At 42.9% G+C, this 23,698-nt stretch carries 19 protein-coding genes and 1 pseudogene; 11 read left to right on the forward strand and 9 right to left on the reverse strand.

Features of this window, described 5'->3' with window-relative positions:
- Positions 1–2: 2 nt before the first annotated feature.
- From ACMFNG_RS08790 to ACMFNG_RS08810, 5 genes are all read right to left on the reverse strand, one after another.
- Positions 3–218: a hypothetical protein gene (locus tag ACMFNG_RS08790; RefSeq protein WP_430515157.1), complete on the reverse strand. Its 216-nt coding sequence runs from the start codon at positions 216–218 to the stop codon at positions 3–5.
- Positions 215–1,753 carry a beta-galactosidase BgaS gene (gene bgaS / locus ACMFNG_RS08795; RefSeq protein WP_430515266.1) on the reverse strand — a complete coding sequence of 513 codons (1,539 nt, stop codon included), beginning with the start codon at positions 1,751–1,753 and terminating at the stop codon, positions 215–217. The genes ACMFNG_RS08790 and bgaS (ACMFNG_RS08795) overlap by 4 nt, the downstream gene beginning before the upstream one ends.
- A 13-nt stretch (positions 1,754–1,766) precedes the next feature.
- Positions 1,767–3,230, reverse strand: a complete 1,464-nt coding sequence (locus ACMFNG_RS08800; RefSeq protein ID WP_430515158.1) for a beta-agarase — start codon at positions 3,228–3,230, stop codon at positions 1,767–1,769.
- A gap of 68 nt (positions 3,231–3,298) precedes the next feature.
- Entirely contained in the window at positions 3,299–4,453 is a 1,155-nt protein-coding gene (locus ACMFNG_RS08805; RefSeq protein WP_430515159.1) for a CGP-CTERM sorting domain-containing protein, read from the reverse strand.
- Between the two features lie 110 nt (positions 4,454–4,563).
- On the reverse strand, positions 4,564–7,869 hold the full coding sequence (locus tag ACMFNG_RS08810; protein WP_430515160.1) for a hypothetical protein: 3,306 nt from the start codon (positions 7,867–7,869) through the stop codon (positions 4,564–4,566).
- A gap of 131 nt (positions 7,870–8,000) precedes the next feature.
- On the opposite strand from ACMFNG_RS08810, the gene ACMFNG_RS08815 reads away from it, so the two are divergent.
- From ACMFNG_RS08815 to bgaS (ACMFNG_RS08840), 6 genes are read left to right on the forward strand one after another with little or no spacing between them, the layout of a single operon-like run.
- Positions 8,001–10,055, forward strand: a complete 2,055-nt coding sequence (locus tag ACMFNG_RS08815; RefSeq protein WP_430515161.1) for an ABC transporter substrate-binding protein — start codon at positions 8,001–8,003, stop codon at positions 10,053–10,055.
- Between the two features lie 23 nt (positions 10,056–10,078).
- The gene (locus tag ACMFNG_RS08820) at positions 10,079–11,086 is read left to right on the forward strand and encodes an ABC transporter permease (RefSeq protein ID WP_430515162.1); all 1,008 of its coding nucleotides are present in this window, start codon (positions 10,079–10,081) and stop codon (positions 11,084–11,086) included.
- Between the two features lie 11 nt (positions 11,087–11,097).
- Positions 11,098–11,946 (forward strand): ABC transporter permease, encoded by an 849-nt coding sequence (locus tag ACMFNG_RS08825; protein ID WP_430515163.1) that lies wholly within the window; start codon positions 11,098–11,100, stop codon positions 11,944–11,946.
- A 10-nt stretch (positions 11,947–11,956) separates the two neighbouring features.
- Positions 11,957–12,973, forward strand: a complete 1,017-nt coding sequence (locus ACMFNG_RS08830; RefSeq protein ID WP_430515164.1) for an ABC transporter ATP-binding protein — start codon at positions 11,957–11,959, stop codon at positions 12,971–12,973.
- Positions 12,966–13,784 (forward strand): ABC transporter ATP-binding protein, encoded by an 819-nt coding sequence (locus ACMFNG_RS08835; protein WP_430515165.1) that lies wholly within the window; start codon positions 12,966–12,968, stop codon positions 13,782–13,784. Before ACMFNG_RS08830 ends, ACMFNG_RS08835 begins: the two co-directional genes overlap by 8 nt.
- A 3-nt stretch (positions 13,785–13,787) precedes the next feature.
- Positions 13,788–15,254 carry a beta-galactosidase BgaS gene (gene bgaS, locus ACMFNG_RS08840; RefSeq protein ID WP_430515166.1) on the forward strand — a complete coding sequence of 489 codons (1,467 nt, stop codon included), beginning with the start codon at positions 13,788–13,790 and terminating at the stop codon, positions 15,252–15,254.
- Here bgaS (ACMFNG_RS08840) and ACMFNG_RS08845 read toward each other — a convergent pair.
- Positions 15,238–15,438, reverse strand: a complete 201-nt coding sequence (locus ACMFNG_RS08845) for a hypothetical protein (protein ID WP_430515167.1) — start codon at positions 15,436–15,438, stop codon at positions 15,238–15,240. The genes bgaS (ACMFNG_RS08840) and ACMFNG_RS08845 overlap by 17 nt on opposite strands.
- A gap of 152 nt (positions 15,439–15,590) precedes the next feature.
- On the opposite strand from ACMFNG_RS08845, the gene ACMFNG_RS08850 reads away from it, so the two are divergent.
- From ACMFNG_RS08850 to ACMFNG_RS08865, 4 genes and pseudogenes are all read left to right on the forward strand, one after another.
- Positions 15,591–16,292 (forward strand): IS6-like element ISPfu1 family transposase, encoded by a 702-nt coding sequence (locus ACMFNG_RS08850; RefSeq protein WP_430515106.1) that lies wholly within the window; start codon positions 15,591–15,593, stop codon positions 16,290–16,292.
- Positions 16,293–16,418: 126 nt separating this feature from the next.
- Positions 16,419–17,081, forward strand: a complete 663-nt coding sequence (locus ACMFNG_RS08855) for a glycosyltransferase family 4 protein (RefSeq protein ID WP_430515168.1) — start codon at positions 16,419–16,421, stop codon at positions 17,079–17,081.
- Between the two features lie 146 nt (positions 17,082–17,227).
- Positions 17,228–17,365: pseudogene (locus ACMFNG_RS08860) on the forward strand (glycosyltransferase); the annotation flags it as partial.
- A gap of 1,201 nt (positions 17,366–18,566) precedes the next feature.
- Positions 18,567–18,710: an FkbM family methyltransferase gene (locus ACMFNG_RS08865; protein ID WP_430515267.1), complete on the forward strand. Its 144-nt coding sequence runs from the start codon at positions 18,567–18,569 to the stop codon at positions 18,708–18,710.
- Between the two features lie 95 nt (positions 18,711–18,805).
- On the opposite strand, the gene ACMFNG_RS08870 is transcribed toward ACMFNG_RS08865, so the two are convergent.
- From ACMFNG_RS08870 to ACMFNG_RS08880, 3 genes are all read right to left on the reverse strand, one after another.
- Positions 18,806–20,038 carry a flippase gene (locus ACMFNG_RS08870; RefSeq protein WP_430515169.1) on the reverse strand — a complete coding sequence of 411 codons (1,233 nt, stop codon included), beginning with the start codon at positions 20,036–20,038 and terminating at the stop codon, positions 18,806–18,808.
- Positions 20,039–20,071: 33 nt separating this feature from the next.
- Entirely contained in the window at positions 20,072–21,055 is a 984-nt protein-coding gene (locus tag ACMFNG_RS08875; RefSeq protein ID WP_430515170.1) for a sugar phosphate nucleotidyltransferase, read from the reverse strand.
- A 93-nt stretch (positions 21,056–21,148) separates the two neighbouring features.
- A complete protein-coding gene (locus tag ACMFNG_RS08880; protein ID WP_011012342.1) occupies positions 21,149–21,643 on the reverse strand; it encodes a DUF2118 family protein in 495 nt (164 codons plus the stop codon).
- A gap of 175 nt (positions 21,644–21,818) precedes the next feature.
- Here ACMFNG_RS08880 and for point away from each other — a divergent pair, with 175 nt between their 5' ends.
- A complete protein-coding gene (gene for / locus ACMFNG_RS08885; RefSeq protein ID WP_014835355.1) occupies positions 21,819–23,678 on the forward strand; it encodes a tungsten-containing formaldehyde ferredoxin oxidoreductase in 1,860 nt (619 codons plus the stop codon).
- Positions 23,679–23,698: the final 20 nt, after the last annotated feature.

Consider the following 23,698-nt stretch of genomic DNA (forward strand, 5'->3'; position numbering starts at 1 on the left):
TGTTAGTCCTCCTTTTCTTTTAGCTGTTTTAATATTTTCAGGGCTGTCTCACCTTCTTCATCGTCCAGGCTTATTTCATCGAGTTTTCGGTTTAAGTTAGTGGAATGCCATGTCTCTATTAGAATCCGGAGAACTTCATCATAGGATCTAGCATCGAGCTTTGTTTTGAGCTTCTTTATTGCGTTCCAAGTCTCTTCATCAACCGCTATTGTTTTCATATGCTCTCCTCCCTTAGGTACTTCGTTTTAATTTTATTCGTTATACCGTTGTTCTTCACGATCTCTCGGTACACCCTAACACTTTCTTCCCTTGGAATCCTCTCTTTGGTAATCATGTCAACAGCGTACAGGCCAAATCTCATTCTAAAGCCCATTGCCCATTCGTAATTATCTGTCAGTGCCCAGTGGAAGTAACCGTCAACATTGAAACCGGCCTCAACGGCCCTTTCTATGTATGCTATGTGGGAAGCAATAAAGTACGGCCGGAGAACATCTTTGGAATCAGCGATTCCGTTTTCAAGTATGTAAACAGGCTTTCCATAAGAGGAGGCAACCTTTATGCTGTTGTAAATCCCCTCTGGATACACTTCCCATCCAAGATCACTGACCGGATGCCCATCTGCTGAAAGTTCGTTTGGTGGACATGAGTACCCATATCTAGGGACACCTTTGAAAGCTGTTATCGGAATTTCCTGGAACTTGGGCTCGGAATGAGTAACAACTTCTCTCGAGTAATAAGTAATCCCTATCCAGTCGAGTCTTTTTAGGTGGTTTACCTTTAGCATCGTCTCCATGTCGAACTCGATGTTCAGGTTCCCTTTGGTTAGTGCCTGTAACAAAAGTCCACTGTGGAAGAAGTCTGTCATTTCGGCGGCCTTAATGTCCCTTGGGTCATTTGGATCTTTTGGATACGAAGTACCTACGTTATTAGCTATTATGCCAATTTGGGCTGGTTCTCTAGATTTACCTCCAGATTTCTCTTTATCGAACTCCTTTATTGCATCGTATGCCCTCGCATGAGCGTTTATTATGTTAATGATGGCCTTCTTTGCGAGTTGTGGATTGATGACTCCTGGTGGGAATCCAGAGTAAGGAGCGAGATATCCTAGCTCGATCATCACCATTGGTTCGTTGAATGTGGCCCACATGTCTACAAGATGCCCAAACTTGTAGGCAAGGTATGCCGCAAACTTGGTGAACTCGATTATTGATCTCTGGTTTACCCATCCATTCCTCTCATTCTTTAGGTTTGTATCCCTTGACTCAATGGGATCGTGGAGCCATATCGGGTGAGTGTAGTGGACAAGAGTAAGAACTATTTCAAAGCCCAGCTTCTTCAGATTTGTGAGTACCCTCATATAATGGTAGACCTCCGCACTGTTTGCAATGTCATCTAGCTCTCTAAGGGTATCCTTAGTTATTTTTACTTTCTTAACAAGCCCGTTGCCATCAAGCTCGTAATCTACCTCGACTTCATACGTTGGGCATGGAAATATTCTACTCCATTCCACGTTGAGTGAGTAGGCGTTGAGCCCGAGCTCCTTTGCCAGTGAATGATCTATAGGATAGAGCTCGTAGTTATTGGGACCTTCCTCCGGTAGGTCACCACTCACGAGCCCCTTTTTCAGATTAACCGGATCTCTAACCCACTTCCACCAATCGCTCCTTGTGTCTAAGTTCCTGTTGAAGCGATCACCCATTTCAAATTGGAAGCCCGACTGTGAAACTCCCCATAAAATCTCTCTGTCCATCATGGCACTCACCTTATTAACCTTCTTTGTGAATCTTTTCAAGATCTCTGTTGAGGGAAGTAAACATTTGAACCATTTCCTCATACGGCTCGTCTTCAATGTTCACAAGACCATAGTTACTGTTCTCACCGTCCCACCTGCCTTCCTTCGGCTGATCTGACCACTTAAACCAGTGGTAGCCGACTGCATAAGGAAGCTTTATGAAACTCTCTATGAAACGCCTGGTGTATTCCGCCCTTTCCTTTTGAGTTTCTACCGTAATTCCTGCCCCTTTGGTGTTGGGAAGGCCTGAATCCATAGCTCTAAAGGAGAACTCCGTTATCATTATAGGCCTTCCTGTGATCTCATGTATATGATCGAGATATTCTTTTGGAGCTACCGGAAAGTTGTAAAGGTTTATGCAAATTACATCAACGTATTTTCCTGCAACCTCAAAAACTTCATCGGGCGGTCTTATGAAAGGAGAAACCGCAAACCTAACCCCGAGTATGAGGTGATTCTGGTCAACTTCTCTTATTGCCTTCGTTACCACACTAAAATATCTCTCAGCATATCTCCTCACGAACTCCTTTCTAGCTTCATTGAACAGAGCAGTTGAGGGAAGCTTTCCGGTATAGTTAAGGAGTTCATCAAAAGACGTAAAGTTTGTCTTAAGCTCCATGTTTAGCTTAGAGATATTACCGCCAAAAACATCTTTGAGCACTTCTACAGCCACTTTCTTTCCTGGAGCATCGGAGGGAAGAGTCATGAAATCATCTAGAAGGTGATTGCTCGACCTCCAGTCCGGACCCCAGCGAAGCTCATTGTCTGTAAAGAATCCGATTACCATGGGGTTATTCTTCAGTGGTTCGACATTGAAATAAACAACCTTCCTCACGTATTCCTCGAAATCGTCCTTAAAAATGTCTGGCATAGTACCTTTTTCCCAGTTAAATCCATATTTTGCTGCAATATCTAGAAGAACGGTGTGGGGGAAATACTCATACAGCTCAGGAGAAGACCAAGCTCCCACAGTATTGAATCCCCACTCGACCATCCTACTAACGGTGGTGTTGATCCACAGGTTTATATCCCCGTACTTCCGAAGTACGTTAACATAATACGGAGCATACCCCAGTTTGGGCGAATGATCCCCCAGATAGTTTACCGCGTTTACGCCCTTTGACAGAAAAACATATCCCTCCGGATCAACGAGCCAATATTTTCCATCTACAACTTCAACTCTAAAGTATCCAGAAGGCTCAAGTCTTATCTCCTTCCACCCTCCAAAATCAGAGTACCCTTCAGGGAACTTGGCTTTAGGTTTTATTATTTCTTCTCTTATTTGAGAGGTAGTTGAAGTGGGCTGAACTTGAGAATTCTCAAGTGTAGAAGTGGGAGAAGTTTTCTCTATATTTGGCTGTGGACCTCCAATACACCCAAGGAATAGAGCTAAAATCATCGTAATACCAATGATTTTACCATGGATTACTTTTTCCATATTGCTTCACCTCTTTGAAATTATGTAAAAAACAAATAACAAAAAGTAAAATAGTAAAAGGGAGCAAATCACTTCTTTCTTCTTAAAACTAATGGAATTAGTGCTAATCCTAGGAAGGCAACAGGTCCACAGATTCCTTGAGTCTCGGTTACTGTTTGGGTTACAGTCTCTGTCTTGGTCTCAGTCTTGGTTTCGGTTATAGTTTCCGTCTTAGTCTCTGTCTTGGTCTCAGTTTTAGTTTTCGTTATGGTTACAGTTTCAGTTACCACGGTTTTAATAACCTGAGGAGCTTCACTTGGGGAGAGTATCTTTGCTTCATAAATTATCCAGCCATAGTTGAAGGCCGTTCCCTCGCTACCGCTGTATGAGCCCACGGATATTGAAGTCCACTGCTGGTTCTCAAGAGGCATTCCAAAGAAGTCTCTCATTTGCTCAACCACTTTGTCCATCATGGGCTTTATGTCAATTATAACCTCCCCTGACTGTGGGAGCTGTTCCTCCGGCATAAACAACAGAACACCCCAACCGCCACCAGAGATAGCCCTCTGTATGGTGAACTTCATGTTTTTCATTTCTCCATTTATAATTACTGTTGAGGTTACTTCTCCCACTTCGGTTCTGTCTCCGACTATTCCTCCAAAGTCGTCGAAGAACGGTACGTAAAGTTCACCGATAGGAGCCCCTGTGCTAGGGTCTTCAAACCAGAGGTTTATCCCAAACCTCACGAGGGTGTCTTCTCTTTTAGCCACGTCATATTTCACCTTGACCCAGATGCTGTCATAGTTAGAAATCTCAGCAGCGGGCATAGGTAAAGTCAAGTATTCGTGTCCTCCCACTGGAGCCTTGTCTCCCCACCACTGGGCCGGTGCTCTTCCTTCTATGATAACTTCGGGTGTTGCCCATGCTATGCCGCCCCATTGTGTTTGTACGTTGTTTAAGTCAACGTAGAAGGCGAAGTCTTCTGTCTGCTTTATGAATCTCATGAAGACTTCTCCTTCTCCACCAACGATATTCCAGAAGTTCGTCTGCATCCACACTGTTCTTCCGTCACTCAACTGTATCGGCTCCTCCAACCACTGATCCCACCAAGTAAACTGAACATCCCCCTCCTCAACACTAGCTGCAATCTGGCGTATCTCTGGAAGGGTCATTGCTGACGCATACGTTGAAACCATCAAGACAAAAACAAAAACAAACATGCTTGCTTTCTGTATTGCCTTCATTAAATATCACCTCTTCATGAAATTTCTTGATTCACATTATATAAATCTTTTCATTGTTATATTCTACAAAGAGTTTTATAAAAATGTAAAAAAAATATAGAAAAGGTGGGCTAATCTAACAATGGTGCCTCTTCTGGTGAGAGAAGTTTCACATCTCTAATTATCCACCCATAGTTAAAACTGTCTTCTCTGCTTCCGCTGTAAGAGCCTAAGGATATTGAAGTCCAGGTAACGTCTTGAGTGCCTAATTCTGCTAGCACTTTGTCTACTATTGGTTTGATGTCTATTACGATTTCTCCTGAGCTTGGGAACTCCTGCTCTGGCAGGAACTCGAAGCTCCACCATCCTCCTGGATTCCAGCCCCTTTCACCTTTGAAAGTCACACTGGAGACATTTCCGTTTAATACTACGACTGTATCAACTTGCCCGATTGTTATCTTGCCATCAACCCCCACTAGGCCTCCAAAGTCATCGAAGAATGGTATGTAAACTTCTGCAACTGGCCATCCATCAGCATTTTCAAACCACAGCAGGAGTCCAAATCTTACTAATGAACCCTCTTTCTTAACAACTTCATAGTTTGCCTTGACCCATATCCTGTCATAATTCGAAACATCTGATGCTGGTAACGGGAGGTCGAAGAACCCGTAGCCTCCCACTGCCGGCTTGTTGCCCCACCAGGTCTTTGGAGCCCTACCCGCGAATATTACTTCGGGTGTTGCCCATGCTATGCCGCCCCATTGTGTTTGTACGTTGTTTAAGTCAACGTAGAAGGCGAAGTCTTCTGTCTGCTTTATGAATCTCATGAAGACTTCTCCTTCTCCACCAACGATATTCCAGAAGTTCGTCTGCATCCACACTGTTCTTCCGTCACTCAACTGTATCGGCTCCTCCAACCACTGATCCCACCAAGTAAACTGAACATCCCCCTCCTCAACACTAGCTGCAACATCACGTATTTCTAAGAGCGGTGTTGGGAGTATATTATCTTTTAGAGTTTTTACTGCATAGTTGAGGAGTCTATATGCTTCACTTATGTAGAAGACTATGTTTGGATCTCCAGCTGGAAGGGAAAGAGCTTTATTGTAATAATCTTCTGATATGCTTTTAGCAGTTTCCACATCATTAAGTATTTTTTCACTTACTTTTTGCATCTTTGCTTGTTCTAAAGCTTTTTCATACTCTTGCACCAGCTTAGGATATTGTAATGCCCCCTCCAGGGTCTCTTTTGCATTTTTAATGTAGACATAGGCTTTTCTTAAATATATGAATGTTCTTATTCCACCATATGAGAGTTCAATGGCCTTTTGGTAATTCTCCTCCGCCTGTTTTCTAAGAATTTCTGTTGTATTTATGATATTTTCCGCTACAGTGATATTTTCTTCAAGGATTTCTTCATATGCTTTCATTAATTTATGATAGCGATAGTAATAGAAATAGCTGAGAGTGGAGATGTATGTTACATCGTACAATTTATGAGAGGGGGTCTCTTCTGGAGATATCTCTTCTTCTTTCACAGCTTCTTGAGGTAGAACTCTTGCGTCATGAAGTATCCAACCATATTCAAAACTATTTCCTTGGCTTCCGCTGTAAGTACCAAATGCAAGAGAGCTCCATACAATATCTTCCTCATTGTAGTTAGAATTCGGATCGTTAACTATTTCTTGGATCACCTTGTCCACAATTGCTCCAAGATCAATGCTAATTTCACCGGAACTCTTTGCTATCGGTTCCTCAGGTATGAACTCAAATGCAAAGTTATTCCAGTTCCATGCCTTTTGAACGGTAAAAGTAACATTTCTGGCTACCCCGTTTACATAAACTGTTGTGCTTACACTTCCGACTTCAATTGGTGGGAACTGGGCACCTACTATTCCATTGTAATCATCAAAGAAAGGCACGTATACCTCCGCCAGCTGTTTTCCGTTAGTATCTTCAAACCACATAACCAAGCCTGCTCTTATTAGGGTGTCTTCTCTTTTAACGAGTTCAAAGTCAACCTTGGCCCAGATGCTTTCATAGTTTGAAACATTAACTGCTGGCATTGGCAATGAAAAGTTCTTATAACCTCCCGCAGCAGGGAGTTCAGTGCCGGTAAGGCTTGGAGGAACTCTACCCGCAATAACTACAGCCGGAGTTGCCCATGCTATGCCACCCCATTGTGTTTGCACGTTTGTCATATTTACGTAGAAAGCTACTTCATCAGTTGCTTTTATGAACCTCATGTAGTTCTCTCCATCACCACTGACAATGTTCCAGAAGTTTGGTTCCATCCAGATAGTAGTATTATCACTTCTGGTAATCAAAACACCCGGCCAAGTACAAATCTGCCTTATGACTCCATTGTCGTCATAGGGGGGTGCCCAATACCATCCGGGAGCCCATTGGAGAACGGTGTCTCCTGGGTTTGCTGTAGAAGCAATCTGTTTTGCTTTTTCTAGTGTGAAAATAGATTCAAGAAGTTCTGCATCGTGGAGTATCCAACCAATCTCAAAGGCATTTCCATTGCTCCCGACGTAAGTTCCAAAACCAATTGATGTCCAGGTTATCTGGTCCGCGGTCCAGTCAGACCATGGATCATCCACAATTCCCTGCACCGCGGCTTTTGCAAATGGCTTAACGTCTATAATTACATCACCTTCGGGTATTGGCTGATCAGGGATAAACTCAAGGACAAAGTGATCCCAGTTCCAAGTTCTCTGGATCGTAAAAGTTATCTCCATTACTTGGCCATTAACGTAGACTTTTTCTGTAAGTGTTCCAATGTTTGTCGGTGGATACTGGGTGTTCACTATTCCACCGTAGTCATCGGAGAATGCAATGTAAACTTCACCGAGAGGATTACCATTTGGTTGCTCAAACCACATTATAATTCCGGTTCTTGCAAGGGTGCCCTGACCTTTAGCAATTTCAAAGTTCACCCTCGTCCACACGTTAGAGATGGAATCTATGTTTGCACCGTTCAATGGAAGGCTAAACCACCCGTAGCCTCCCACTACCGGCTTGTCTCCCCACCAAATGGCTGGAGTTCTTCCGACTATGATGACGTTTGGAGTAGCAAAAGCATTTCCGCCCCAGTTTGTTTGCACGTTTGTCATATTTACGTAGAAAACTACTTCGTCGGTTGCTTTTATGAATCTCATGTAGTTCTCTCCATCCCCTCCAGCAATGTTCCAGAAGTTTGTCTCCATCCAAATGGTAGTACCATCACTTCTGGTAATCAGAGCACCCGGCCATGGATTGCTTGGGCTCCATTGAAGAACTGTATCTCCAGATTCCTGCGTACTGGCAATCTGCTTTGCTTCTGGAAGCGTCAGCGCCGAGGCGTAGCTTCCCAGTAGTAGAAGCAGTATCATTAAACCTCCAAAGAAGTACTTATAATCCTTCATAAGACATCCCTGCATAGAATTAGTCATTATCCCTATAAAACTTTTTTTGTTTATAAACTGTGCATTGATTTATAAAAAGGCTTATAAATCACAAAAACTAAATGCCACGCTGAAGTATAGAATCCGACAAATGAACAAAGTTGGATAAGGAGGAATGAATGATGACTAAGCAGAAGATTTGTATTGCCCTGCTTTTGAGCATTATTCTGTATATTGGAACCTCTCCAATGACAAGTGCTCAGATCTCACTTCCAAGAGATGAGACTGTTTTCGCTACAGGAGCCCAATGGGGTCCAGCATCTACATGGAATCTATTCTCTCCATCTCAAACCTGGGGGACTTACGTAACTGGCGGTTTTATGTACCTTCCGCTATTCCAGTACATAGCAGGTCTGAACGCATGGGTTCCCATTATAGGTGAAAGCTTTGAACTGGTAAACGAGACAACACTAATTGTTAAGCTACGCCCAGAAGCAAAATGGAGTGATGGAAAACCAATAACTGCAGAGGATGTGGAATATACTTTTAAGCTTTCAAGAGAAATTGGTTCTGGTCCCGCTGCCGGTTCGGAACCATATATAAGCGATGTAAAGGCTCTTGATGATCACACAGTTCAGTTCACAATTGGCGAGGAAAAAAACCTTCCAATGTTTCTCCTCTATGCCCTCCAGTTTGCTCCGGCTCCAAAACACATAATCGAGCAAGTTTATGAAAAAGTTGGAAACAACATTATAAACTGGAGAAACTGTGGAGGACTCTGCGATGACATAGTATCTACCGAGAGTGGAGATGTGACCATAAACCTCCCACAAGTGGTCTCTGGTCCCTACAAACTTTACTACTTTGATGAACTCAGAATTGTTTACGAAAGGATAGATGACTGGTGGGGTAAAGATATCTTTGGTTTACCTGGTCCAAAATACGTGGTTCACAGAATCTACCTGAGCAATGAACAGGCACTTTTAGATCTTAGACAGGGAAATGTTGACTGGTCTGGTATATTTATTCCCAACGTCGGCAACTTCAAGGAGATAGGTACTTTCTACAAGAGCAAGCCTTACTTCAGGCCAGGAGCATTCGTTATGCTATACTTCAACCATAAAAACCCAATTCTCCAGGACCCCAACCTGAGGAAAGCCATTGCCTATGCAATAGACTATCAGGAAGTCCTCACGAAGGCTTTCTATGGATACTCTGAACAACCCTCGATGTCACTAGTGTTCACGGTATTTCCCCACTACAGGCAGTGGCTAAACACGACATTAGCTCAGGAATACTGGGGTAACCCCGAAGCAAAAATAATTCCCAACCCAGAAAAAGCCAAGGAGATTCTCGCCCAGGCCGGATACAAGGATGTAGATGGAGATGGTTTCTTGGAGACTCCCAATGGTGAAAAAATTGAGCTCAACATAATAATACCCACCGGATGGACAGACTGGATGATAGCTGCTGACCTAATAGCGAACAGCCTCCAGAAAATCGGGCTAAACGTGGTGGCAAATCCCGTTGATTATGGTGCCTATTGGGGTATGATCAACAGCGCAGGTTACACACTCGCTTTGGGATGGACTAATTCTCCATCATTCTATCATCCCTGGGACACCTATAGATATGTCCTCGACCCGAGATTAACTCCCCCCACAGCCAACTGGGGATTCTACAACAACTCCCAAGCCTTAGAGCTCCTTAGAAAAGCTGCACAGGCCAAGGACAGCGAAGAGCTCATGAAGTACTACACCGAGATACAAAGGCTTATCTACGAGGAAATTCCAGCCATACCTATAGCGTATTCTGTACAGTGGTATACTTATAGCGAAAAGTACTGGAAGGGATGGCCAAATGAGGATAATCCCTGGTGGACAGAGGTAGCTCCATACAGAGAGTACTCTCTTCCACTATGGCTGCTCTTCGGTCTTTCAAAGAGCGGAGAGCCGGTCAAGACACCAGAATGGGCAAAACCCATAGATGAAGGAGGAATATTAATACCAAACAGTAAAGTACTTTCCCAGCTCAGAGGAGCTTTTGTACCAGAGATTACACCAACAGAGCCATTTACAACCACAACAACATCTCCAACTTCAACCACAACAGAGACATTGACTCAGACACAGCCACAGGCACCAGTAAGCAGTTCAAGATTTATTATAGGTCTTTTAGGAATTGTTGTGGTCGTCATACTCATCATAATTGGAGCGAGAAAATTGGCAAAGTAAGAACGCTGACAGGGTGATACCCAATGAGACCAATATACAGATATCTTCTCATTAAACTATCTTTTTTAATCGCTACTTACTTTGTGGCGGTAACCATAGCATTCGTTCTTCCAAGAATAGCCCCTGGTAACCCAGTACAGCAGATTATAGCCGGACTTTCCCAGGGTTCCCTATCCCCGGAGCTTCTCGACCAGTACCAGAGAAGGCTCGTTGAAGAATTTGGGCTCAACAAACCTCTCCATGTCCAGTATCTAGAGTTTCTTAAAAACGCATTTTCAGGTGACCTTGGAACTTCAATATCCTCCTTCCGGCAGCCGGTGACAAAATTAATAGCATGGCACCTCCCATGGACTCTCCTTCTCCTTGTGCCGGCAACTTTGGTTGCATGGACTGTTGGAAACTACCTCGGTGCAAGAGCAGCTTACAGGAGGGGTACGCTGTTCGAAAAGAGCGTTGTATCGGCAGGCATAGTGCTTTCTCAGATACCCTATTACTGGATGGCAATGGTGCTCATATACGTATTTGCAATAAAACTCGGGTGGTTCCCCTCCGGCTCGGCATACGATCCAACTTTAGCTCCTTCCCTCACCTGGGAATTCATAAAAAGCTACCTCCATCACTACATACTTCCATTCCTGTCAATAGCACTCGTGAGCACGGGAGGATGGATAATAGGTATGAGAGTCCTCGCTGCGATGGAGCTGGGTTCAACTTATGTTAAATTCTCTGAAATGCTCAATGTCGATGACAAGATAATCTTTAGATACGTCTTGAGAAATTCTCTGCTCCCGCAGGTGACGGGGATAGCAATTCAGCTAGGAACCGTCATGGCAGGACAAATAATTACGGAGCAGCTTTTCAATTACCAAGGAATGGGTATTCTCCTCGCTAGGGCCTTGGGAGCTAGAGATTACCCCCTAATACAGGGGATCTTCCTGATCCTCATAGGGACACTACTGCTTGCGAACTTTATAGTGGAATTTATCTATGTGCTCATAGATCCGAGAATAAGGCTTGGAGCTAGGGAGTGAGGTGAGACCCAATGAATAAAGAAACATTTTACATACTTTTTAGAAACAGGAGGTTCGTGATAGGCTTTGGTATACTAATGTTTGAGATTTTGCTCTCACTGTTCGGGGCTTACCTTTACCCAGTTGACCCATTTAATCCATCCGGACCACCTGCATCTCCTCCAAGCACTCAGTATCTTTTAGGGACTGACCAGTTTGGCAGAGACATCCTTGCTCAAGTAGTGGTCGGTATCAGGAATTCTCTTTACGTGGGTGCACTCACGGGCATATTTTCCATTCTCATAGGGCTCACGATAGGAGTGGTAGCGGGAATAAAAGGTGGCCTCATAGACGAGAGCTTAATGGCGTTTACCAACATCGTTATTACCATACCAAACGTACTGCTTGCCATAATTATAGCCACCTACCTGGGTCTTCAGAATGCAGGACTAACTCTGGTGGCGATAATAATATCTTTAACTGCATGGCCGTGGTTTGCTAGAGCAATAAGAGCACAGTTCCTAAGCCTCAGGGAAAGGGAATTCGTGTACTTCTCAAGGATGGCAGGATATGGAGATCTCAAAATAGCAGTCTATGACCTTCTTCCCTACGTCACCACTTATACCATAGTGTCCTTCGTGACCTTCATGAACATAGGAATAAACGCAGAAGTAGGGCTGAGCATACTGGGACTAACTCCGATACACATAATGACCCTTGGAAAGATGCTCTATTTCGCTGCAGTAACTCAATCGTACTTCCTGGGACACTGGTGGGTCTTTATACCTCCAGGAATCCTTCTTGTAGCACTCTCAACTTCATTGCTCCTCATCGCTACGGGAATAGAACAGGTGTTTAACCCAAGATTGAGAGAGATGTAAGGTGGTAGGGATGGAGAAAAGAATGATTTTGGAGAATCTAAAGGCATACTATCGCCAGCTAAAGGGCACAACAGAATACTTCGTAAAAGCGGTTGATGGCGTTAGTCTTGAGATTTATGAAGGGGATATTCTCGGACTGGTCGGTGAGAGTGGTTGTGGAAAATCAACCCTCGCAAAGACCATGATGATGGATTTAACTCCACCCCTGCAGTACATGGGGGGCAGACTTGAGATAATAAGCAGGGATGGAAAGAGTTTCGAAATTAGTCAATTCAAAAATAGAGACGAGGTTAAAAGAAAGCTATGGGGCAAACACATTGCCTATGTTCCACAGGACGCACTAAATGCCCTCATGCCCACAATAAAGATCAAAAAAATAGCCTACGATGTCCTGAGGTCTCATGATAAAAATATTAGCTTTCAGAAGGCTGTGGAGATAGCAAAAGAGAGACTCATTGAGCTGGATCTTCCAGATTACGTTGTTGAGCTCTATCCCTTCCAGCTTAGCGGAGGTATGAGGCAGAGAGCCGTGCTGGCTATGGCAACCCTCCTAAATCCCGAAATTCTCATAGTTGATGAACCGACATCTGCACTTGATGTAACGACTCAAAAGATAGTCCTAAAATCTTTAATCAAGCTTAGAAAGCTCGGATTCGTTGACAGCATCGTCTTCATAACCCACGACATATCAACAGTGAGACAGATAGCAAACCGCATAGCCGTCATGTACGCAGGAAAGATCGTAGAAGTGGGTCCAACAGAGTCAATAATAAGAGAGCCTCTCCACCCATACACTCAGGGGCTTATTAACTCCGTAGCTTCAATAGAACCAGAAGGGCGAGAAAAGGGACTCTCTTATATTCCAGGACAACCACCAAACCTGATGGATCCTCCGAGTGGATGTAGGTTCCACCCGAGGTGCCCATATGCAATGGAGATATGCAGAAAGGAGGAGCCAAAACTTCTGAAGGTTGGTGAGTCCCAAGTAGCTTGCTGGCTGTATCAGGAGGGAGGAGAAAATGTCTAAAGAAATGCTCGTCTGTGATCATGTCACCAAGATCTTCACTTCAGGTTTCTTAAAGAAAATAGAGGTCAAGGCAGTTGATGACGTATCCTTTACCGTCAATGAAGGGGAAATAATCTCGCTGATAGGACAGAGCGGATCGGGTAAAACAACTCTCGGGAAAATAATTCTGAGACTAATACCTCCAACTTCCGGAAGGGTGCTTTTCTATGGCAAGGACATATGGAAGGACATAAAAAAGAAGGAAGAGCTAAAGGAGTATTGGAGGCAGGTCCACGCGGTCTTCCAGAACCCGATGGGAAGCTTCAATGCCTTCTACAAGGTGGATAGGGTTCTTGATCAAGCCTTAGAACTAATAGGCGTTGATCCAAAGTCAGAGGAAGGGAAAAGTCTGAAGGAAGAATCCCTAAGGGCCGTTGATCTAAACCCAGAGGAGATACTAGGCAAGTATCCCCACCAGCTCTCGGGAGGCCAGCTGCAGAGAGTGATGATAGCAAGGAGCTGGATCCTTAAGCCAAAACTCTTAATAGCTGACGAAGCGGTTTCAATGCTTGATGTCTCAACAAGAGGCAAGATAGTGGAGATCTTCAAGGATCTAAGAGATAAACTCGGGAGCTCCATAATCTTCATATCCCACGACATAGGCCTGTCCTACTTTATCTCGGACAGGGTCTTAATAATGTACAAAGGGAAAATAGTGGAAGAAGGGACTCCGCAAGAAGTTATTGACAACCCGAAGCACGAGTACACAAAGATACTAGTAGACAGCGTGCCAACTGTTTATAGAAAGTGGGAGGACTTTCTGGAGGTGTGAAAAATGTACAAGTTCCCCAAAGATTTTCTTTTTGGCTATTCCTGGTCCGGATTCCAGTTTGAAATGGGGCTTGAAGGAAGCGAAGTACCCAACAGTGACTGGTGGGTGTGGGTTCACGATAGAGAGAACATAGCTACGGGCCTCGTTAGTGGTGACTTCCCTGAGAACGGGCCTGCTTACTGGCACCTTTACGCTCAGGATCACGACATTGCAGAAAGCCTTGGCATGGATGCCATAAGGGGTGGCATAGAGTGGGCCAGAATCTTCCCAAAACCCACTTTTAACGTTAAGGTTGATGTGGAGAGGGATGAGGAGGGGAACATAGTAAGCATTGATGTTCCGGAGAGAGCGATACAAGAGTTGGAGAAGATTGCCAACATGGAGGCCCTCAAGCATTACCGCAAGATTTACTCAGACTGGAAGGAGAGGGGTAAAACATTCATCCTCAACCTCTACCACTGGCCACTCCCACTATGGATTCACGATCCAATAAAAGTAAGAAAACTCGGCCCAGACAGAGCCCCAAGCGGATGGTTGGACGAAAGAACAGTAATAGAATTCGTAAAATTCGCCGCCTTCGTTACTTACCACCTTGACGATTTGGTGGACATGTGGAGCACAATGAACGAACCCAACGTAGTCTATGAAAACGGATACTCCCGCCCGACCTCGGGCTTTCCGCCGGGCTACCTCAGTTTTGAGGCTGTAGAAAGAGCAAAATGGAACATGATACAAGCCCACGCGAGAGCATACGATGCCATTAAGACGTTTTCAAAGAAGCCAGTGGGGATAATTTACGCATACACGTGGCTCGAACCTTTGAGTGAGGATATTGAAGAAGAAGTAAAGAAAATAAGAGAAAACAATCTCTACAGTTTCGTTGATGCAGTCTATTTGGGAAAGGACTACGAAGGCTCGATCCGGAAAGACCTGAAGGGAAAAGTTGACTGGCTTGGAGTGAACTACTATTCCCGCTTTGCCTTTGGTAAGGTGGGCGAGCACGTCAGACCTCTTCCGGGCTATGGGTTTATGGGTGAAAGAGGGGGATTTGCAAAATCAGGGAGGCCATGTAGTGACTTTGGATGGGAGATTTATCCTGAGGGTCTTGAAAAACTTTTGAAAGAGCTTGGTGAGAGGTATAAGCTTCCTATACTCATAACGGAGAATGGTATTGCTGATGTGGGGGATAGGTATAGGTCGTATTATCTTGTTAGTCATTTGGTGGCGGTTTATAATGCTATGAAGGAGGGGGTTGATGTTAGGGGTTACCTCCACTGGTCCCTAACGGATAATTATGAATGGGCTCAAGGATTCAAAATGAGGTTCGGATTAGTTCACGTGGACTTCAAGACAAAAAAACGCTACCTAAGACCAAGCGCCCTCGTGTTCAGAGAAATAGCCACCCAAAAAACAATACCCCAAGAACTAACACACCTCACAAACCTTGAATTTATTACAAGAAATTACTGACTATCTTTTTTATTTTGAGCACGAGAGCCACTATTCCAAGGAGAGTAAGCAGGGAGAGGAAAAGAGCTACCTTGAACGTAATCGTGTTGCTTTCATTCCTCAAAACGACTAGAGCATACAGGCTCAGCAGGAAAAACCACACCAAGAAAAAGAGGATTCTCCTATAACGCTCAAATTCATCCATGAACTCCACCACAGGAAGTTTGGGGGAGGAAATATTAACCTTTCGGCATTATTTATTAATTCCTCTTCCATTTGCAAAATGATACTGTTAGGATAAGCTGTGGGGTGTCAGGTTTAAGTTACTGGCAGTACTTTAGAAAAAGAAGGGGGAACATGAAGTCTGAAACCATTATTTACTGGGTGGTTTCAGCCTTAAAACCCTTTCGTCGCAACAAAATCCCACCAGAAAAGAAAATCAGGGGAGTAGAATTATACCTGCGAGGCCTCAGTTACCGGCAAACCGCCAGAATACTCAAAATCAGTCACGTAACAGTCTGGGAGGCAGTCCAAAAACTCGCAGAAGCAGTTTACAAGCCAAAAATCCTCGCAGTCAAAAAACAGCGAAACTTCATCGCAGTTGACGAAACAGTAATAAAAATCAACGGGAAGAAAAGATACCTCTGGGCTGCAATTGACGTTGAGAGCAAGGAAGTTTTAGCAGTCTGGATTACGACTGTTAGAAACTGGTGGATTGCCAGGGACTTCATTCTAGTTGTTTTAAAGTCGTGTGAAGGGCAGCCTGTCTTTCTGGTTGACAGGGCGAGCTGGTATAAGTCTGCTTTTAAGAGTTTGAGGTTGGGTTATCTGCATGTGACTTTCGGGCCGAGGAACAGTGTTGAGCGCTGGTTTAGGACGTTGAAGGAGAGGACGAAGCGTTTCTGGAATAATTTCAGGGGTAAAGACTGGAGGAGGGTTCATAGGTTTGTTTTTCTGTTTGCCTTCTGGTATAATTTTGTCAGAATTCATTCTAGTTTTGGTGATCCGCCTGGTGATGTTACTGAATGGCTTCAGGAGGTGATGCCCCAGTTATCCTAACAGTATCGGTATAATATAAGGAAGTTTTTTATTTTATATCCACGACTTCGCGGGTTTATTGCAATATCAAGGGCAATAATTGAGGATCTTAAGCTTAGAGGTATTTATGAGGAGGATATTCCTACAATGATCCTTGAAAATCCAGTAAATATAAACCTTTTCGAAATTCCTGAGAAAGAGGGGGTTTCATATGCTCCTACAATCTTATATCCAGCCCTTATAAGGCCATTAAAGAACCAGCTGACCCTTCTACAGGCAGTTAAATTATTAAGAAAAGAGGGATTTCATGTAAATGTGGAACTTGTTGGAAGTATTAGGGATGTGAAGTATTATTTCGAGCTTCGTAAATTTATTAAACAAGAGAAACTTGAAAATAGTGTTAAAATTATACCTGGGGTTCCATATGATAGCATGATAGAATACTATACTAAGGCCGATATTATTGTTGTCCCGTCTTTACAAGAAAGCTTTGGAATGGTAGTTCCCGAAGCAATGGCAGCAGGGAAACCTGTAGTGGCGTCGAACATACCTGCATTCAGAGAAAAAATTGATGATAAGCGTGATGGTTTTCTTATAAATCCCAAAGATCCAGATGATATCTCTGAAAAGATTAGTAGAATTATTGTTTCTTACTCACTTCAAAAAAAATTTAAGAGACGTGCAAGAAGAAAAGCAATTAGTAGATGGCATCCAAAGATTGTTGGTGAAAAATTAATAAGATTTTATTTAGAAATTGTTAGGAAGGAAGATGAGGAAAGGGCTAGTTTTGAGTATCATTCCCGTCTATAGGGATTACCCATATATAGCCCAGGAGATGAGAAAACACTTAAATTTATTGAGAACATAGCCCAGAACTATGAGTTCGTCAAAATAATAGAACAGGGAAAAGCCAAAGGTCCCTCACCTACAAGAAACATTGGAATTCGAAATCAAAGGGGGAATACATTTCTTTTATAGACGCCGATGATTATTGGGATCCCAAATTTTTGGAGACGTGTATTAGGGCTGTGAAAGAATACTTAGCAGATACATGTATTACAGATTATTATAAATTAATGAAATATGGAAATTAGTAAAATTTCCTGCTATTTTTGACTTTCTTAATGAGAAGGCATGGATTTGAACTGGAAATGTACTTTTATCATCTAAAATAGTAAAAAGCTGGTATAACGTCTAGGGAATCATTATTTTACGGAGAAGATATGTTGTTTTCTTAATGTACCTTATTAATGCTCAAAAGGTAGTTTCTGTTCAGGAGCCGATGTTTTATAAAACAATACGAGAAGGTTCTGTAACTACATCTCCCCAACTATCTGTTCATCGAATAGAGCAGGCAATATTAGCTGCGAAGATTTTTTGAATCGTATGTCAGATCGAGAAATCTTAAAGATGGGGATAAGATACTCGAAGCATTTTACAAGCGGAAGTTTCCGAGAGATAAGCTAATTCCAAACATAGCAATGGTCAAAAATAGATTAAAGAGAATTAGTCTCGTACTTAGATACTGGAAATACCTGAGTAAGTTTAATGTAAGTTTTGATCATTATTCTCTAAACGCGGTTATTTTTCTCATTGATACATTTTCGTAGGGACGCAAAAACTTTTAAGTAATTTTTTGAAAGTATTAAAAGGGTATAGCTGAAAATGTTTACGAAAACCTCTTCAATACCTGCAAATACTCATGAAAACAATAAGACACGTAAGAACGGCGAAGGATGTCTTTTTAAATTATTTTGGTCTAAATCAAACATGTAGGTTGCCTGTAGAAGTGGCTTGAACCTTGGAAAAGTGCTAATTAATAACATAGAATTTGAATTACCATCAAAACGGAATGTATTACTAAACCTAACATGATTAATCACAGAAATGCCCTATACTAAATTATACAAAAATTCATAGCCTTCCCATATAATGGGAAAGAATTAATTTTTAGTGTGATCCATCTTTTAGTTTATTTAGAACGTTGTGGAAAATATTTAGAGACTGTAAGTATTGTGGAATTGACATCAAGGGGAAATATGTTTTAGACATTGGGGCATTTATTGGAGATAGCAGCGTTTACTTTGCTTTGCAAAGGGCTAAGAGAGTATATGCCATAGAGCCAAACCCATATATATTTTAAATTATTAATAATATACATATCAACAAGTTGGATAATACTATATCATCCTATAATTTTGCAGTTTCTAATATAAGTGGAAACGCAAAGTTTTTTATTGACGAGTTTTCATATGCTCGTTCTGGGATTTACAGGGAAAAATAACATAAAAAATAATTAAAGTTCCTGTTGTTGATATAATTAAATTCTTAGAGAATCATCCTGCTGATATAATCAAAATAGACTGCGAAGGGTGTGAATATTCCATTATTCCTCGCCTAATTGAATCTGAATACATACAAAACATCAAAGGGTGCTAGAAATACATAAGGTAGAGGGACATTCTCTTAAGGAACTACTTAGGGCACTAAAGCAACAAGGTTCGATAACAATAAAAAGAGAGTACAGTACAGCTTTAACAGTAGAATTTCATAACAAACAATAAAAATGTCATTATCCCTTGACTAATTACTGTTGCTAACGTTGCTCCTATTGCTCCATATTGAGGTATTAAAAAATAGTTCAACACAACATTTAGCAAAGCTGTAAATCCAGTTATCTTAGTAAACATTAATTCTTTCCCTATAGCGTTCATAAAGCTTCCAAGAAGGGAGTTTAGGAATATAAAAGGTAGTGCAAAAGCAAGAATTTTAAGAACAGAAACACTTGGAAGGAATTTACTTCCAAAGATCATGTATATTCCAAGACGGGCAAAAATATAATATCCTGATGTTCCAAGGATGCCAATTCCTAGAAGTATTTGAACGCTCTTTTTAAAAAGAATACTTAATGTTTTTCTATCATTCTTCCATAGTCTTGTCATTGAGGGCATTGTGGTTGAAACAACGATGTTAGGAATGAAAAGTGAGGCCTCGATTAAGGTGTAAGCGGCTCTATATATTCCAGTTTCATAATCACCCTTCATCAGGCTCAGCATTACCATGTCAGTTCGATAATAAATTAATGTGAATAGACCAATAAGCCAAAATGGATAAGATCTTCTTAGGAGGCTTATCCACGAACGATAATCGAAGTTAACCTCTACTTCAAAACTGATAAACTTAAATCCAAACTTTATCCTAAGAAACTCCCTTATGGAGTAGCCAATTAAGAGAGTATAAATGAAGGAGGCAAGCCTTCTCGTATAGAATAGCACAGCCCCACCAACGATGAAAGCCCAGAGTCTCTCTATAGTTTTTGCCATCGCTTCATACTTCGTAACTTCATGAGCGTACATTATTCTAACAAACAGATAAGAGAGCCACGTTAGCATGGCTTCAGCTCCAGCTAACACTATCAGGACTTTCATCCAGCGGGGCTTTGGCAAAAAGAACGTTATTCCGACGATTATCAGGAAGTTCAAGAAAGCTAGAAAAATCTTGAATCCCAGGACATCTGGTAGAAGCTCTCTCAATTTACCCTTATCCTTGGCAACCTCTCGCATTAAATAATAACTAACCCCAAGATCAGAAAACACCCCCAGGAGCTCGACATAGTAGAATATAAAGGAATACTGCCCAAGACTCTCTGGCCCCAGAGTTCGGCTAAGTATAACTATCACACCGTAAGCCAAAAGCTTTGAAATTATTTCAGCCCCAAAGAGCCAGCCAGCGTTTTTGATCAACTTCCACTTGAGGCTCTCTGTCATAACAATTCCCGATATAGGGGAGAAGTTAAAAACTTACTCTCCCCTCTGTATTTTAGCGTGCCCTCCAACTAGGCTCTTCCTGAGCTCGAGGTTCCTTATCTCGCACTTCTCATCTATTATCGACCTCCATATCGTCGAGTTCCTTATAACTGTCCTCGGAAATATTATGGAATCGCTTATGTCAGAGTTCTCTATCACGCACTCCTCGCCGATGTAAGCATAGGGCCCTATTATCGACCTTCCCAGTATCTTAGTCCCCCTCTTGATAACAACTGGAGGAATTATCTTTGCGTAGGGGCTTATCTGTATCTCCTCTATGTGGCTCTCCTTCAGGAGCGTCTTCATCGCCTCGAGGTAACTATCGGCAGATCCTATGTCGTACCAGTAGTCATCGAACCTGTAGGCTACTATCTCCTCCCCCCTCTTAAGTAGCCACTGAAGGAAGTAGCCGGGTGAATCCTTGTGCCCCTCCTTCAGGTAATCATCGAGGAGATCCATAACCCTCTTAGGGAAGAGGTAAACTCCAGTGCTTATCAACGTCGTCTTCGGCTTGGCTGGTTTCTCCTCGAAGTCCAAAACTTTATTATCCTCCAAGACAACTACTCCGTACCTCTTTGCCAGCTCAAAATCTCCAATGTCGTAAACCGCTATTAGCGTTTTCCCATTGTACCTCTCGACGAAATCTCTAAGTGAGAAGGAGAACACGTTGTCTCTAGCTATTACCAGATAATCATCCTCTCCAAGAACTTCATAAGCGTTCTTTAAAGCTGCTATAGTCCCGAGTTTCTCCTCCTCGTGGATTGTATCTTCAACTATGAGATCAACGTCAAACCCCTTGAATTTATCTGCGAAGTACCTGTTCGTTGAGATGTGCACATCAATGTCGAGATCTTTAACCTTCTCAAGTATGTACTCGAGTATCGTCTTGTTCCCAAGGGGTAACAAGGCCTTTGGGTTGTCCTTGGTTATCGGCCAGAGCCTCGTCGCGTAACCACCGGCCATTATTAAAGCCTTCATGAGAGCACCTAACCTTTTAAGGTTTAAATATTTATTTGGTGGATAAAATTATAGAGCGCAATTAGAAGGACTCTTCACAACCTTGAATCAATTTCAAAACTCGGGGAGTATGTAGTAGATGTAATGAGGCCTATTGGTGAATTCATCTATATAAACCACAGTTCCTGGCTTTGGAGGCTTCAGGTAGTGTACTTCTCCCTTTCTAGTTGTTACAGCAGCAAAGGCATCCCCTTTCCTGACCCTATTTCCAACATCAGCTATCAGAGTCACTACGTAACCTTCCACTGGTAATAGCAGTAACTCGTCTCCCTTCTTTAGATAGATCTTTGTTCTTCTATCTGGGTAGACTATTATTGCATCTACCTTCATCCTGTGCTCATAGTGATCAACGTAGAAATGAAATCTGTCATAGATTTCCTTAGCTAGGAATTTCGCCTTGTCCACTTGAATGAACTCAGGGACTTCTTCCCCCTCTCTGAGTCTCACCTCAATGTTATCTTGTATTACTATACAATCGTGCTTTACTCTCCTTCCTTCCAGGCATTCTTCTTTTGGAACTTCAACATAGAGTTGAGGTGTTCTGCTCATTGCAATCCCCCCTTCTTTCTGAACATCACTACGTTTGATTACATAAATATCTTCGCCCCCAGGTTTTGAAGCTAGGGTTAAATGCTTATTCTTTTACTCTCTGAGGTTATTGAAAAAGAGTGCAACCAAAAAATATTTATGAGAATTGTTGATGAATGTAAAGATGGTGGATTCTATGTATGGATGGTGGGGTAGGATTCTAAGGGTAAACCTAACAACTGGAGAAGTTAAGGTTCAGGAATACCCCGAAGAAGTTGCCAAGAAATTTATTGGAGGTAGAGGATTAGCCGCCTGGATTCTTTGGAATGAAGCTAGAGGTGTTGAGCCCCTTAGTCCAGAAAACAAGTTAATCTTTGCTGCTGGTCCCTTCAATGGCCTTCCAACCCCGAGCGGTGGAAAGCTTGTAGTTGCGGCTAAGAGTCCTCTAACTGGAGGTTATGGTGACGGCAACCTAGGAACAATGGCTTCTGTTCACTTGAGAAGGGCAGGTTATGATGCTCTCGTTGTTGAAGGTAAGGCAAAGAAGCCCGTCTACATTTATATCGAAGATGACAACGTTAGCATCCTTAGTGCTGAAGGTCTATGGGGTAAGACAACATTCGAGACCGAGAGAGAATTAAAGGAAATCCATGGCAAGAACGTCGGCGTTTTAACCATCGGACCAGCCGGAGAAAATTTAGTTAAATATGCTGTTGTTATCTCCCAGGAGGGAAGAGCTGCTGGAAGACCTGGAATGGGTGCTGTAATGGGAAGCAAGAAGTTAAAGGCCGTAGTAATAAGGGGAACCAAGGAGATACCAGTTGCAGACAAGGAAGAGTTAAAGAAGCTCAGCCAGGAGGCATATAATGAAATTCTAAACTCTCCAGGGTATCCATTCTGGAAGAGACAGGGGACCATGGCAGCTGTAGAGTGGTGTAATACTAACTATGCCCTCCCAACAAGGAACTTCAGCGATGGCTACTTCGAATTCGCTCGTTCAATAGATGGTTACACAATGGAGGGGATGAAGGTACAGCAGAGGGGCTGTCCCTACTGTAACATGCCGTGTGGAAATGTAGTGCTTGATGCAGAGGGCCAAGAGAGTGAGCTTGACTATGAAAATGTAGCCTTGCTGGGTTCAAACCTTGGAATAGGGAAGCTTAACGAGGTTTCAGTTCTCAACAGGATAGCTGACGAGATGGGTATGGACACGATAAGCCTCGGTGTTTCAATAGCCCACGTAATGGAGGCTGTGGAGAGAGGAATCCTCAAGGAAGGGCCAACATTTGGAGACTTCAAGGGAGCTAAGCAATTGGCCTTGGATATAGCTTACAGAAAAGGAGAGCTCGGCAACTTAGCTGCAGAGGGAGTTAAGGCTATGGCCGAGAAGCTTGGAACTCATGATTTCGCAATGCACGTTAAGGGATTAGAGGTTAGTGGTTACAACTGTTACATCTACCCAGCAATGGCATTAGCTTATGGAACGAGCGCAATCGGTGCACACCACAAGGAGGCATGGGTTATTGCATGGGAAATCGGTACTGCCCCAATTGAAGGAGAGAAGGCCGAGAAGGTGGAGTACAAGATAAGTTACGATCCAATAAAGGCCCAGAAAGTTGTTGAGTTGCAGAGGTTGAGAGGTGGGCTCTTCGAGATGCTTACGGCATGTAGGCTACCATGGGTTGAGGTTGGCCTAAGCCTAGACTACTATCCAAAGCTCCTCAAGGCAATAACTGGAGTCACCTACACCTGGGATGACCTTTACAAGGCAGCTGACAGGGTTTATTCCCTCATAAGAGCTTATTGGGTGAGAGAATTCAACGGCAAGTGGGATAGAAAGATGGATTACCCACCAAAGAGATGGTTCACAGAGGGACTGAAGAGTGGCCCGCACAAGGGAGAGCACCTCGATGAGAAGAAGTACGATGAGTTGCTCTCAGAGTACTACAGAATAAGGGGATGGGACGAGAGAGGAATTCCAAAGAAGGAAACTTTGAAAGAGCTTGACCTCGACTTCGTAATTCCTGAGCTGGAGAAGGTTACAAACCTTGAGTGATTCCTTTTTCTCTTCTTTTC

The organism is Pyrococcus woesei, from assembly GCF_050496105.1.
GTDB lineage: Archaea > Methanobacteriota_B > Thermococci > Thermococcales > Thermococcaceae > Pyrococcus > Pyrococcus furiosus.